Source organism: Amphritea opalescens, assembly GCF_003957515.1.
In the GTDB taxonomy this organism is placed as follows: domain Bacteria; phylum Pseudomonadota; class Gammaproteobacteria; order Pseudomonadales; family Balneatricaceae; genus Amphritea; species Amphritea opalescens.
On the sequence record NZ_RQXW01000005.1, the window covers coordinates 68,395 to 81,287 of the forward strand.

At 49.0% G+C, this 12,893-nt stretch carries 13 protein-coding genes, 1 tRNA gene and 1 other RNA gene; 13 read left to right on the plus strand and 2 right to left on the minus strand.

The annotated features are described in order from the left end of the window. Positions 1-52 precede the first annotated feature (52 nt). The gene (locus tag EH243_RS06865) at positions 53-2,017 is read right to left on the minus strand and encodes a TonB-dependent hemoglobin/transferrin/lactoferrin family receptor (RefSeq protein WP_126157910.1); all 1,965 of its coding nucleotides are present in this window, start codon (positions 2,015-2,017) and stop codon (positions 53-55) included. 293 nt (positions 2,018-2,310) lie between these two features. Between EH243_RS06865 and EH243_RS06870 the strand changes: the two genes are divergently transcribed. From EH243_RS06870 to EH243_RS06910, 9 genes are all read left to right on the plus strand, one after another. Then, on the plus strand, positions 2,311-3,084 hold the full coding sequence (locus EH243_RS06870) for a hypothetical protein (RefSeq protein ID WP_126157911.1): 774 nt from the start codon (positions 2,311-2,313) through the stop codon (positions 3,082-3,084). Beyond that, entirely contained in the window at positions 3,057-3,203 is a 147-nt protein-coding gene (locus EH243_RS18870) for an energy transducer TonB (RefSeq protein WP_420897531.1), read from the plus strand. The genes EH243_RS06870 and EH243_RS18870 overlap by 28 nt, the downstream gene beginning before the upstream one ends. 27 nt (positions 3,204-3,230) lie before the next feature. Next, positions 3,231-3,782, plus strand: coding sequence for a MotA/TolQ/ExbB proton channel family protein (locus EH243_RS06880; RefSeq protein ID WP_126157912.1), 552 nt, complete (start codon positions 3,231-3,233; stop codon positions 3,780-3,782). Beyond that, entirely contained in the window at positions 3,779-4,198 is a 420-nt protein-coding gene (locus tag EH243_RS06885) for an ExbD/TolR family protein (protein WP_126157913.1), read from the plus strand. Before EH243_RS06880 ends, EH243_RS06885 begins: the two co-directional genes overlap by 4 nt. A gap of 59 nt (positions 4,199-4,257) precedes the next feature. Beyond that, positions 4,258-5,094 carry a heme/hemin ABC transporter substrate-binding protein gene (locus EH243_RS06890; RefSeq protein WP_164549064.1) on the plus strand — a complete coding sequence of 279 codons (837 nt, stop codon included), beginning with the start codon at positions 4,258-4,260 and terminating at the stop codon, positions 5,092-5,094. Next, positions 5,094-6,116 carry a FecCD family ABC transporter permease gene (locus EH243_RS06895; RefSeq protein WP_126157915.1) on the plus strand — a complete coding sequence of 341 codons (1,023 nt, stop codon included), beginning with the start codon at positions 5,094-5,096 and terminating at the stop codon, positions 6,114-6,116. Before EH243_RS06890 ends, EH243_RS06895 begins: the two co-directional genes overlap by 1 nt. 2 nt (positions 6,117-6,118) lie before the next feature. Beyond that, positions 6,119-6,877 (plus strand): heme ABC transporter ATP-binding protein, encoded by a 759-nt coding sequence (locus EH243_RS06900; protein ID WP_126157916.1) that lies wholly within the window; start codon positions 6,119-6,121, stop codon positions 6,875-6,877. A gap of 140 nt (positions 6,878-7,017) precedes the next feature. After that, positions 7,018-7,094, plus strand: a tRNA-Val gene (locus EH243_RS06905). Positions 7,095-7,124: 30 nt separating this feature from the next. Beyond that, positions 7,125-7,254, plus strand: a non-coding RNA gene (locus EH243_RS06910) — RtT sRNA. Between the two features lie 431 nt (positions 7,255-7,685). Here the strand turns inward: EH243_RS06910 and EH243_RS06915 are convergent. Next, the gene (locus EH243_RS06915) at positions 7,686-8,027 is read right to left on the minus strand and encodes a hypothetical protein (RefSeq protein ID WP_126157917.1); all 342 of its coding nucleotides are present in this window, start codon (positions 8,025-8,027) and stop codon (positions 7,686-7,688) included. Positions 8,028-8,522: 495 nt separating this feature from the next. On the opposite strand from EH243_RS06915, the gene EH243_RS06920 reads away from it, so the two are divergent. The 4 genes from EH243_RS06920 to EH243_RS06935 all read left to right on the plus strand — a co-directional run bounded on the left by EH243_RS06920 (position 8,523) and on the right by EH243_RS06935 (position 12,890). Then, on the plus strand, positions 8,523-9,386 hold the full coding sequence (locus tag EH243_RS06920; RefSeq protein WP_126157918.1) for a hypothetical protein: 864 nt from the start codon (positions 8,523-8,525) through the stop codon (positions 9,384-9,386). Positions 9,387-9,495: 109 nt separating this feature from the next. Then, positions 9,496-10,305 carry an HNH endonuclease gene (locus EH243_RS06925; RefSeq protein ID WP_126157919.1) on the plus strand — a complete coding sequence of 270 codons (810 nt, stop codon included), beginning with the start codon at positions 9,496-9,498 and terminating at the stop codon, positions 10,303-10,305. Positions 10,306-10,430: 125 nt separating this feature from the next. Next, complete coding sequence (locus EH243_RS06930) at positions 10,431-11,057, plus strand: LysE family translocator (RefSeq protein ID WP_126157920.1); 627 nt, start codon at positions 10,431-10,433, stop codon at positions 11,055-11,057. Between the two features lie 627 nt (positions 11,058-11,684). Beyond that, positions 11,685-12,890: a TsoY family (seleno)protein gene (locus EH243_RS06935; protein WP_126157921.1), complete on the plus strand. Its 1,206-nt coding sequence runs from the start codon at positions 11,685-11,687 to the stop codon at positions 12,888-12,890. Positions 12,891-12,893: the final 3 nt, after the last annotated feature.

The following is a 12,893-nucleotide window of genomic DNA, read 5'->3' on the forward strand; positions in this document are numbered from 1 at the left end:
ATTAACAGTACGACTCGAAGGGGAGAGTCGCCTGTTAATGGGGTGTTATTATTTAGAACTTGTAAGTAGCTGCTAAGGATACTTCTCGCCCAGCCTCGTAGAGTTCAGACCATGCGCGACGGTAGTATTCGTCGGTGACATTGTTGACCGTCAGGTTGAGGGTTAAGTTGCGAATGGCAGGCGGTTGCCATTCGGCATAGATGTCGGTGAGGGTGTAATCATCATAGGTATCACCGGTTGATAGCGACTGTTCTTCCGCATGTAGCAGGCGAATACCGGCTTTTAGCTCTTGGTTAAAGAACGCGCGGTTGAGGTCTGCCGTCCAGGTATCGGCGGGAATATTGTTGAGCGGGTCACCGGTTGATTGGTCTTTACCGCGGGTTTGGCCATAACCTAGGGCTAAATTCAGATTGTCTTGGCTGTAGAGCGCGCTGACTTCAAAACCATAGAGTTTGGCATCATCAACATTTTCCCAATAGGTATTCCCCGGGAAAGGTGAGAGTGAAACGGTTTGTTCAATAAAGTTATCGACACGGTTTTCAAACACCGATGTTGTGATCGACCAGGCCGGATTAACATTCCATTTAGCAATAAACTCGGTGTTTTCTGCTTTCTCGGCGTCTAAATCAGGGTTGGGCAGGAAGGTGTTACACATCCCCGGTCCCATGCAAAAGTGAGTGCCGGTACTGTAGAGTTCTTCCGCTGTCGGGGCTCTAAAGGCTCTGTCATGGCGCAGCGTGAGTTGTAGGTTTTCAGTGGTTTGCCAGATCAGTGCGGCAGAGGGGGATAAAGCGCTATCTGAACGGCTTTCGCTGAGATTTTTCGCATCGACGGAGAAATCATCATAACGTGCGCCCAATTCTACCGACCAAGTAGAAGATAGCGGGATATTGGCTTGGGTAAATGCGCCCCACATATCCATATCGGCATCCGGTGGTGTCGGACGATCAGTGCCGCCACGTTCTGTTGTAAAGGTGCTGTGTGAACCATCAACACCATACAGTAGGGTGATGTTACCAAACTGAGAAAGGTTATTGATATTTAAGCCGAAAGTTTCTTTTTCGGTACTGTCTGCACGATCATCGCTCACCCGGGTTTCATCGATGTCGATACTGTCCCAATAAGCCATAAACTGTGCATTCACCAGTGGCGATTGGGTATTGATCTTATAGTCGACTGAGGCGCCATCATTGACTTGATCTTTGTCTAACAGAAAAACACTGCTGCCATTGACTTCAGACGTACCATTCGACGGAACACCGCCTTCGACGGTGGCGTGACGTAGGTTGAAGGCGAGGGACTGATCTTCATCGATCTGCCAGTCCAGCTTTGCTAACGCGCCTTGATCTTGTGAGGATGAGTTTTCCAGTGCATCCCCATTCCCCATTTCAAGGTCGTCAGAATCGCGATAGTAACCACTGAATAACCAGTCGACAGAATCGGTACGACCGGCGAGCACCGCGGTGGTGGTGCTCTGATTGTTATTAAAGTTAAAGCCGCTTTTAATCAGCCCGCCGAAATCATCACCCGGCTCTAAAATATCCGCCGCGCCAATGGTGGATTGCGCCACTACGCCACCTAAAGCACCTGATCCCCAGAGACTACTCGCAGGCCCTTTAATCACCTCAACGGATTTTAATAGGATAGGGTCTAAAAAGTAGCTAGGGCGGTGACCGGATTCAAAATCTTGTCGTACGCCGTCGACGGTTTGTAATATCTGATTACCACCAAGGCCGCGAATATTGACGCTTTGATAGCCCGGACGAGAACCGCCTTCAATCAGAATGTTGGGCTCATTAGCTAATACCTCAGCGACCGACTGGGGCTGCATCGAATCGATAGCCTCTTTATCAATGACGATCACCTCGCGTGAAACGTCGTCAGCGTCTTGTTCCATTCGGGTTGCGTTAACAACCACTTTGCCGACGTTAAAAACGGGACTGTCGGTCGAGGATGCGGCCACCGCTGGAATCGAGATGATGCTACTGATCAGCACCGCTAAAGGATTAGGTTTCATGAATTCCCCTGTTCGTTGATGAGGCGTAAGTTAATAAAAATATGTTTGTCAGCAGAGAGTTGCGTACTGAAAACGTCTGTTTCTCCTCATGCTTAGCGGGATGGTGTCAGCCATTTTGCGTCAGCGTTGATCGAGAATGAGGGGATGTTACCTGTCAGAAAAGCGAATGTAAATGATAATGATTTGTATTTGCGTTCAATAATTGGCTGTTCTATGATGGCTTCTTTCTCGCAAAGTAGAGGCGAGTTTGATGTTCGTTAAGGTTAACGTTAGACGCAGGATGGCTGAAATTCATGACTCAGACGATGACAACAAAATGGGGTTTATTCGGTTGGCGAACGACGTTTGTCGTTGTACTTTTTCTGTTACAGGATTGGGCGTTTGCTGCATTAGGTGAGTCGGGCTTAATTCAGGGTAATACTGCGGAGAAGACAGGCAATATCTCGCTGGCGATCTCTTTTAAATCTCCTGCACCCTTAGCGGTGAGTGAAGCCCATGCAGTTAATGAAAGTCGTGAGGCAAATAAAAACAGCGCGATGCCGTCCACGGAGATCTCCGCAGCCACTCAGACGTTACCCGTGCCGGCGTTAAAACCGACCCCGAAGTCGGCGAAAGCGGAAGTTGAGCAAGCGCCAGCCGTTTTAAAACCTAAGCCAGAGTTAACCGCTACTAAAATCGTACCTAAACAGCCGTCAGTAACATCGGTTACGCCTGTAAAAAAGGTGGCTAAGCCGAAGCCTGTTGTTGCTGCCCAGGCGAAACCCCTGTCTAGCGATAAGCCCAGGTCGAGCGATGTGGCAACCCGCCCTCAGGCTGAAACGCCCGTGTCCAGAGCCTCGCATTCTGCCGAATTAACCGCTGCACGCCAATCGCAACCGACGAGTCATCCTGCTGCCGGTAAGCGAGATCCCATTATCACTGAACCGGTGTTTGCTGCCCAACCGAAGCCGCCACGTTATCCCACGGTGGCGCGTAAACGGGGCCAAGAAGGACGGTATGGCTGGATATCTGGCTCGATGAAAAAGGTAATAAATCTAAGTTGGAAATCACCCAGAGCTCAGGCTTAACCCTGCTGGATAAATCAGCTTTAAAAGCCGTCTCGGGATGGCAATTTAAACCCTATGAAAAGAACGGCATCCGTATCGCCTCCCGCGTGCGTATCCCTGTTGTTTTTTCGCTTAATTGATCTTTGTTACAGGTTTTAACTCACACTATGAATATTTTTGCTTTAGCTCAGCAATACCTTGGCCCCCTAGGCATCCCATTATTAATCTGCTGTGTACTGACATTATTGATTTTGCTCGAACGGATCGCGGTGCTTTGTTATCACAGTATGCAACGGAGCCTGCCGACCGGCGGTATGACACTGCTAAACCAACATGCCGATCAGCCGCACAATATGCGCACGGATATCGCGGCGATCTGGTTGCATCACCGGCAACGGCGGTTGAGTCACGGTATTCGGTTATTACAAATCATTGCGCTGGTGGCGCCGCTGCTGGGATTACTCGGCACCGTTATCGGGTTGATTCAGGTATTTGATTCACTCGGCGGCCATAAAGGACCGATTGATCCTTCGATGATGGCCGAGGGCTTAGGGGTGGCGATGAAAACCACCGCCGCGGGCTTGATTATCGCTATACCGGCGGTGGTCGGTGCCCACGGCTTTCAGCTCTGGGTGGATAAGCTGGTAAGTATGGCCGAACAAGTATTGAATGTTGGTAACCTAAGAATAGAGGGCGTGTCTATTGAGGCGCTCAAATGATCCGCATGCCACAAAAAGCGGCGATGAGCACCAGTTTAGAACTCACACCGTTAATCGATATTATTTTTATCGTGGTGGTGTTTTTATTGTTAACCGCCAATACCCGTCTGTTATCGCTACCGGTGGATATCCCGGATAGCGATAGCGAGATCAGTCAAGACGAAAGCCCGATCACGCCTTTAACCATCAGTTTACTGAACGAATCACCCGCTTATGCCATAGGCGAACAGCGGTTTGATGAGTGGTCAGCCTTTAAATCGGCGTTACTGATCAATATTGCGGACGATAAAGAGCGTCCGTTATCGATCGCCGCCGCCCACGATGCTGACGTCGAACCTCTATTAAAGCTGCTGGCATTACTGAATGAACAGCAGATCACCAATACTCACATTTTAATGGAAGATGCACAGCCATGAATTCATCGCCGTTCCAATCGTTGACCCGAATAACAAGATCATTGGCTGTTTTAGCCTGGATGAAAGTGATCCTATTGATCGCCATGCCGACCTCGGTTTATGCAGATACACCGCGGGTGATCAGTACCGATGCGGGGGTGACCGAACTGCTCTTTGCGCTGGGTATGCAAGAGCATTTGATTGCGGTGGATGTGACCAGTCAACTGCCTGCAGATTATCCTAAGTTACCCAATATTGGTTATCACCGGACGTTATCGGCGGAAGGATTGTTGAGCCTGAACCCTTCGGTGGTGATCGGTAGTGAACATACCGGCCCAGCATCGGTGATGACGGCTCTGCAACAGGCGAAGGTGAAGTTTGTTCAACTCAATAGTGCTAATAATAGCCAACAACTTGCAGAGAATGTGACCAGGTTATCGACGGCGTTAAATCAAGGGGATAAAGGTCAGGCGTTAGTGCAATCGATCGAACAAAAGTTGGCGCAAATCGCACAGGCTAATTTAGCGGGGGAGCGCGTCGCCTTTTTGCTATCGATGGATGATAGCAAGTTACGCTTAGCCGGAAAAAGGACCAGCGGCGATGCCTTTGTCAGCTTGATGAAGGGAGAGAATATCGCGGCATTCGATAACTATCGCAATGTATCCGCGGAGTCTCTGCTACAGATGCAGCCAAGCGTCATTATTGTCGCGGGCCGAGAAGTGGCCGATGCGGTGGATAATCTACTGGCTGCGAACCCCGTGCTAGCCCATACGCCGGCAGGCAAACAGCGACGAATAGTGGCGGTGAATGGTGCAACCTTGGTGGCAGGTTTGAGTGTATCGGCGCTTGATGAAGCGATTCGTCTAACGCAGCAACTGTCGGGCAGCCCCGCCTTAGCGCAACAGGATAACCATTGATGCAGCGCTCGGTTTCTCTCTGGGCTTTCGCCTTAGTCTGTTTGTTGGTTATCAGTGGTCTGTTATCGCTGGTAGTGGGGGCGATGAATGTACCGATACTCGATAGTCTATTGCTGGTGGTCGATAAAACCTTCGGCGCAAATTTTAGCCAGCTACAAGAGTATCAAGAAGTGGTGGTACTCGAACTGCGATTGCCTCGTTTACTATTGGCCATTTTTGTGGGGGCGATATTAGCGCAGTGCGGTGCAGTGATTCAGGGGCTCTTCCGTAACCCCTTGGCTGATCCGGGGATCATTGGTGTGTCCTCCGGTGCGGCGGTAGGGGCAATCGTGGCGATCGTTTTATTTCCAGCGGCATGGGGAAGTTGGACGATACCCACCAATGCCTTTATTGGCGGGTTACTTACCACCTTATTGGTGTATGGCTTTGCCCAATCAAAAAACGGCACCTCGGTGTTGGTGTTGTTATTAGCTGGGGTGGCCATTTCCTCGTTTGCGGGCGCCGCCATCGGCTTTTTAAGTTACTTTGCCGACGATGCGAGTTTACGCGAACTTAGCGTATGGCAGATGGGCTCATTAACCTCCGCGAGTACCGCGAATCTATGGTTAGCCTTCACCACCATGGTGCTGTTGATGATCGCCTTTCAGCGCCGGGCTCAAGCGTTAAATGCATTGTTGTTAGGCGAGCCTGAAGCGCGTCATCTGGGCATCAATGTTGAACAGCTCAAGTTGCAGATGATCATCCTTACGGCTATTGGTGTGGGGGTGGCGGTTTCCTGCGCGGGCATTATTGGTTTTGTGGGATTAGTGGTACCCCATCTAGTACGTTTGGCGACTGGACCGAATCATCATTACCTGCTGCCGTTATCGGCCTTGCTCGGTGCGGTACTGCTGATGTGTTCTGACCTATTGGCCCGTATCGTCGTACAGCCAGCAGAACTTCCTGTGGGGTTGGTAACGGTGCTGTTAGGTGCGCCTTTCTTTTTGATTTTATTGGTACAGCAGCGCAAAAACTGGAGTTGATGATGTTGCAGCTTGATAGGGTGAGCTTTACGCCGCAGGGAAAAACATTATTAGACGAGGTATCGCTCTCGGTTAACGCTGGGGAGATGTATGGTCTGCTTGGCCCAAACGGGGCGGGTAAAACCACCTTGTTAAAGGCGATCAGTGGCGATATTAAAGCCAGTGGTTCGATTCAGCTTTATGGTAAAGAACTAGCCGCTTGGGATCGACGTGAGTTGGCCAAGCATCTGGCGGTGTTACCACAGGCTAGTCAGTTAGCATTTCCTTTTAGTGCGCGAGAGGTGGTCGCGTTAGGGTTAACCCCTCTGACGCTCTCACGTGAGCAGGCAAAGGCGCTGATTGATGAAAAGATGCACGCCACCGACTGCCACGGATTTGCCGATCACGCTTACCCGTCACTATCCGGTGGTGAGCGACAACGGGTGCAATTGGCGCGGGTATTGTTACAGCTGAGTCAGGCTAGTCATCCACCGCTACTGTTACTCGATGAGCCTACGTCGGCGCAGGATTTAGGTCATCAGCATAACCTGTTAACCCTCGTGCAGCAGTTGGCTAAGAGCGAAGGTTTTGCGGTGGTGGCGATCCTACATGATCTTAACCAAGTGCTACGTTACTGTGATCGCTGTTGCTTATTGGACCGGGGGCAGGTGTGCGCGATCGATAGTCCAATGGAGGTGCTTTCGGATGAGCGCATCAAGCAGCATTGGCAATACCAATCCCAGCGAGTGGTATTAGAAAGTGGGCAGGTTGTTTTGGTCTGAGGGATGATCGATCCAGGATGCTTTATCATTTTTATGGCTAGATCATTAAAATCGTTACAAAAATGTAAATTAGGGCTTGAACCCGTTTAATGGCTGCGTATAATAGCCAGCGTTGTTTCACAGCGTGACTCAACCACTTTAGGACTATAGCTCAGTTGGTTAGAGCGCTACCTTGACATGGTAGAGGTCCCCAGTTCGAATCTGGGTAGTCCTACCAAATACAGAAAAGCCTCGCGAATGCGGGGCTTTTTGCTATCTGTTCAGGCAGATGTAGAACTGCCCAGTTCGAGCCGAGCGGAGCGAGACAACATCGGCGCCTGCGACGATGGCCCGAAGGGTGAACAGCGAAGCTGTGAATCATCTGCCTAGTCCTACCAAATTTATACAGACTGTTCAGTAGCTTAGAAGCCGAATCTTGTGATTCGGCTTTTTTGTTTTTGGCCATGTGCCCAAATTGTGCCGTTCAATAGCAGTATCGCGATTGTTTTTTGACTTAAAATCTAGGTAACACTAAAGCAATTCATCTATTTCTTTATGTAAACGCTATTAAATCAAGTTAAACCGCTTCGTATTTCGCTAGGTTTAAAACCGTATGACATGATGTTGCAGGTCGGTATTTTTAGGGGCGATACGCCGATCAGACAGCTGGTGGTAGGGTGCTGGTGAGGAACGAACCGCACCGATGGTGCCCCCATACCTCCAGCGGACTTCCCATCGGAGGCCGGTAATTAACGAACCGCACCGATGGTGCCAATGATGCAGTTGGCGCTGATGTCGATGGTGCGGTTCGCAAAGCTCACCAAGCACCCTACGGTGCAATATCGGCCAACCGCCGTGAATAATCTTGCGAGCGCACCAACACACCCCAACAGCCATCGCCGCCGGAGGCAGCTCCCACAACTCCGGCGGATTTTCCGTAGGGTGGCGGTGAGGAACGAACCGCACCGATGGTGCCAATGATGCAGTTGGCGATGATGTCGATGGTGCGGTTCGCAAAGCTCACCAACGCACCACAACAGCCATCGCCGCCAGAGGCAGCTCCCACACCTCCAGCGGATTTCCCGTAGGGTGGCGGTGAGGAACGAACCGCACCGATGGTGCCAATGATGCAGTTGGCGCTGATGTCGATGGTGCGGTTCGCAAAGCTCACCAAGCACCCTACGGTGCAATATCGGCCAACCGCCGCGATGACTCGGCTCCCACATCACTCCCACCCCGAGTTCCCTCCTGCAAACAAAGGCACCGATGAAGCATGCACCGCACTATGGTGTGATATGTCACCCAGTCTAGCGTAGCGAGTGACGCTAGCATGCCCTCTGGGCACCTCGTCACGATTGAATCCATATTTGCTGAGCAGTGAGCCAACAAAGTATCGAACCGTCATTTTGATTTAATGGCATCTGGCTATTATGATTGAGGCAATTTTATGGCATGGAAGCAGTCTCGACCGGCACCATCGTTCTATAAGGTGCCTACTTAATGATCGTTTATCTGCTGATATGAAGTTCGCCTTTGCCTTGCCATATTTCCAGAGTCATAGAGCTTGGGAGGTATAGTGCCAAACAGCACTATACTTGGCTGTTATGTTTCTGCGGCGCAAAGGGCGTGGGTGATGAAATGACATTATATATTTACAGGCAACGTTATGAATATTATTCAAACCGATAGCGGAATGACAGATGAGCAAAGATCAAAGGTCATCTTTGCAGGTGATTTGATTGTTTTTCAACAACTACCCGCAATGTTGGAATTATGCCAATACACCGATCAGCTATTATCAGAAGCCTTGAATGGCCTGCATCCAGAGCAAGCTCAGTACCATTTAAGTGAGCAGGATTATCGAAGATTTGTTGCCGATACACAGAAAAGAATTCAAGCTGACGATAAAGCTAAGGCGATGTTTTTTCATGCGTTGCAGGAAGCCGGTTTAGCGCTAGATTCGACCTATTATGATTATTTTGCTATGCGAGTAGTATCGGCCGAAAAGGCCTTTACGGATGGTTTGCGTACCGTCGTTGGGCATCATCGTGATACATGGGGAAGCAATATACAAGCGCAGACCAATTGGTGGGCACCTATTTATAAGATAGAAGAAGAACGGAGTATTGCCTTTTACCCAGACCATTGGGAGCATCCAACCATTAACGATACCGCGGAGTGGAGCTTTAAAGAATATCTTGCTGCGCGCCGCGAAACGCCTGAAGGTGTCGCGGTAAGCTACTCTCCTGCACCTCAGTTATTGCGGCCAGTGGATGAAAGCAAAGCGGTAAAAATAGTGATAGAACCAGGTGATATTCTATGTTTTTCCAGTGCTCATTTACATGCGAGTGTGCCTAACACGACCCAGTTAGCACGTTTTAGCGTTGAAATGCGTACCCTTAATCTAACCGATTTGGAAGTTGGCCGTGGCGCACCAAATGTCGATAATGCTGGCGATAAGCCGCAGTACCAGTGGTATCGACACGCAGTTGATCAGTCACCATTGAGTATGGCGATGGAGAGTGTATGAGCTGTTGGTGAGTACGCCAAGAAAAACATTAAGTCGTTCGCTGTGCTTGCTGGGATGCTCCGCTCGCACCCCTTATGTTGGCTTCATCTTTCATTAGGAAATTAAGTTTATGGCATGGATATTTCAAGGAAATCCGGCTCGATATGATATCGATGGTTATTTATCCCGCTACCCCCAACGTATCTACTGGTATACGAATAGATACATCCATGACATATCTATCGGCGATGTTGCTTTTATCTGGCGTGCGGGATCTGATGCTGGAGCTGTTGCTATTGGCCATGTCGTCGAGCTACCGACACCCGTTCAGTCAGTAAAGTTTCCAGAGGCACTTGGAAGTGACTTGTGGAAAACAGATGAAGAAGCCGCTGATGGCCTCAAGACGGGTATTGAGCTTACCGACATTCGCCTCACTGTAGATGAAGGTATGGTTTCAAGGACACAAACAAAAGCTGATTCCGTTCTCCGCTCTTCAACCATCATTCGCATCCCGAACGGCACGGTATTTCGTTTAGAGAATGAAGAATTCACTGCATTGACGAACCTGTGGGGTTTACCTGTAGGGACTGTACCGCACGCGAGTGCAATAGAAGGGCAACGGCAGCTTCGCTCGCACTACGTTCGAGAACGCTCATCACGCTTACGCCATGATAAACTCCAGGCGTTTCGTCAGAAGCATGGGGGGTTACATTGCGAAGTTTGCGGGTTCAGCAAATCGGCTCAGTTTCCGGCCCCCTTTACGGACCGTGCATTCGAAGTTCATCACAAAAAGCCATTGGCTGATGCCGAAAAACCTGTGCAAACTCTTCTGAATGATCTAGCGGTATTGTGTGCAAATTGTCACAGGACAGTTCACTCAAACTCTGAGGTAGAGAAAAACTACAGCCTCCTTGTAGGAATTTACGAGAAAAAAAGCTAACAAGTTGCAGCATCGGAAGAGCTACTTAATTACGCTGGCATTTTACCGCTGGGCAAGGCGTTAATTGCCTTTAAATAATAGTATTTTTGCTTCAGTTCATAACATTAAACATAGGTGAGATTCATATGGATATTGAAACTTGGTTAGCATTTGTTGCCGCATCATTCGTACTCACGATGACGCCAGGACCTAGTATTTTATTGGGCGTGGTACACGCAATGAAGTATGGAGCACGTAAAACGGTCGTCACCGCTTTAGGGGATATATCGGCTAATTTTTTACAAATGATGCTCGTTGCAATCGGTTTGGGTGCCGTTATCGCAAGCTCTGAGTCGGCTTTTTTAGTCATTAAATGGTTTGGTATTGCTACTTTAATATACATGGGACTGAAGATGATTTTTGGCAAACCACCCGAAATTAATAAAGTAAGGGAAGAAGAGGCTATACCTATGCATAAACTTTTTCTCAGTGGCTTTCTTGTCGCCGCCGGAAACCCAAAAGCCATTGTCTTTTTCACAGCCTTTTTCCCTCAATTTATAGACCCAAGCCAGCCTTTATTTCAACAAATGGCCATTATGTGCCCAACAATGGCTATCTTAGATTTTTCATGGGTTATGATTTATGCGCTATCAACTAAAAAGTTTTTAGGATTCATGAACACCCATCCAATGGTTTTAAATCGCGTAGGTGGCTCAGCACTGATGAGTGCCTCTGTTTTCTTAATGTTTAGCAGTCGCTCTTCTCAGACTTGAAACCGTTAATTGATGATTACTTCATAGCTGGGGACAATTAACCAAACAAGTGCATTAAATCGGAACAAAAACAGTTGGCTATGTTTCGTCCCACAACAAATTTTAGTCAACTATTTTGGTTCGTTTATACGAACGTTAGTAAACCCTCTACATAGCATTGCGTCATTATCGAGGCCGTCATGGTTAAGGATAGGCGGCTTTCTCGATTGATGATGCGGTTATGCGTCAAGGCCTTTTTCTATAAGGGCTGTAGCGATTCAAGCCAGCGTGAGATCGAATCTCAACCTTCATTCAAATGATCAAACACCAATATCAATGTTACGTCAGATAGTGGTTTTGTATTAGTTGGATCTAATATAAGATGCTTTATAACAATATCTCGATAGCCTTTGAGCCAACTAGTTGAAGGCTTTGATGTGGGTTTTATGTGTGGGAGATATAGCGCAGGTAAGGTCTCTTTCATCATACGGTCGTTGGGTGATTGAGGCGCTACTTGGTGGGGCATAGGTCTCGAGCGGTTGGCTTGGTCGAGTTGCACCCTGTCCTATGTGTGTTTGATGGAGAAAATGGCAGGGGCAACGTTTTGCTACTAGCCTGAGATAACGATCAAGAATAAGGAGATTGTTGATGTTAAGACGAGACCCTAGTCAACCCTGGCATCCTAGCTATTGGTTGGCGGCGCTTGGCGCCGGTGGACTGTCAATTTCATTTTTCATGTATCTGATGTGGCTGGTACCTCATCAGGGGTTTTCGATGCCGACTTGGCAACACCTTGAAGCATTATTAGCCGGTACCACGGTATTGCCGACAGGAGTGCGTTCGGTAGCGATGCTGGCGACCCTGTTTATGCTGTTGATGGCTGTATTGCATTTTGTGCTGGTGATTTGGAATTTTCGTGAGTTTCGTGCCGCGCGTATGACGGAAGCTTATCAGCGTTTGCTTGGTTCGCCGAATGAGGTGCAGTTGATGGCGCAGCCGTTGACTCTGGCGATGACGGTCAATGTCTGTTTTGCCCTCGGAGCGCTGTGTGTGCCCGGTTTATGGTCCATTGTTGAATACTTATTTCCCGTTGCATTATTGGCCTTTACGGCTATCGGTATCTGGTCGCTCAAACTCTATGGTCGCTATCTGAGTCGGATGTTGGTGAGCGGTGGTTATCGCCACGAAGAACATAATCATCTATCGCCGCTGATGGCGGTGTTTACCTTTTCAATGCTGTCCGTGGGCTTTGCTGCGCCGGCGGCGATATCGCATTCGGTCTTTGTGGCCGCGTTGGCTGCAACACTCTCTATTTTGTTTTTGGTTATCGCGGTTGTTACCGGCGCATTGATTTTGATATCCGGTCTGCAAGCGATGCTGCAATATGGTTTACAGTCACAAGCCACGCCCAGTATTTGGATGCTGGTGCCGATTATGACGTTGCTTGGGATCGAATGGGTGCGCTTGCAACATGGCTTGAGCCATCACTTTGCGATGCCGGTTGAGCAGGGGAAGTTGTTTGTTGTTTTGACGGCCATTTTTATGCTTCAACTGGGCGTTATGCTCTTGGGTTATCAGGTGATGCGTCTCAATGGGTACTTGGCTGGGCATCTTTTGGGAGATCAGCGTAACCCTATTAGCTTCGGGCTTATCTGTCCCGGTGTGGCGCTGTTTGTGATGGGGATGTTTTGGTGGCACTTGGTATGGGTGCAGGGCGGTATTGTGACGCCATTCAGCTTAGTCTACTGGTTGGGTATCGGTGGATTAGCAACGGTGCAGTTTATCACGCTGGGAGTGTTGCTCCGCCTGAGTCACCGTTTATTGAGGCACAAGCCGGTAGCGGCTGCAGTATGACAG